Below are 559 nucleotides of genomic sequence, written 5' to 3' on the forward strand. Positions count from 1 at the left end.
TTTCCTCTTCCACCAGCTGGGCAATCACCTCGAAAATCAGGCGGTGCTCCTTACGGTAGAAATCCCGCGCGCCCACCCGCTCGGCCACATCATCCCAGGCGCTGTTATTGAGTAGCAAACCGCCCAGTACCGCCTGCTCCGCCTCCACCGAATTGGGAGGAATACGCAGGTTCTCAGGCAGGTGTTTGTCCAGCGACATGGGTTCATTCATGGATAAGCCAACGTGTTGGGAAATAGAGTTGAAAGAGCAAAGTTTAAAGTTGAAACGCGACCCGGGCATGCACCCATCGCTAGATTCTATAAGCCTCGACAACGCTGTAGTCGCGGCCTCCGACCGCTCAAAACGCACCGGCTCCACTCGCGTTTCAACTTTAAACTTTTAACTTTGCACTACCCTTCAACAAAAAAGGGCACTGCCCCCACCTGAAAACAGGTTTCGGACAATGCCCTGATTCTGTCACCGTGCCCCCGCGGGGGCAAACCGAGTGTCAGTTCTGCCGATTACTCGGCAGGAACCACAGCCAGTTTGATGGTCACAGTTACCTCGGCGTGCAACGCC

Annotated in this window: 1 protein-coding gene; it reads right to left on the reverse strand. The window is 54.9% G+C overall.

Annotated features, from left to right (window positions below):
* On the reverse strand, nucleotides 1-211 hold a 211-nt coding region (locus tag A3730_RS13170), incomplete at its 3' end, for a DnaB-like helicase N-terminal domain-containing protein (RefSeq protein WP_304439497.1).
* Between the last annotated feature and the right edge of the window lie 348 nt (nucleotides 212-559).

It is taken from the genome of Alcanivorax sp. HI0044 (assembly GCF_001634945.1).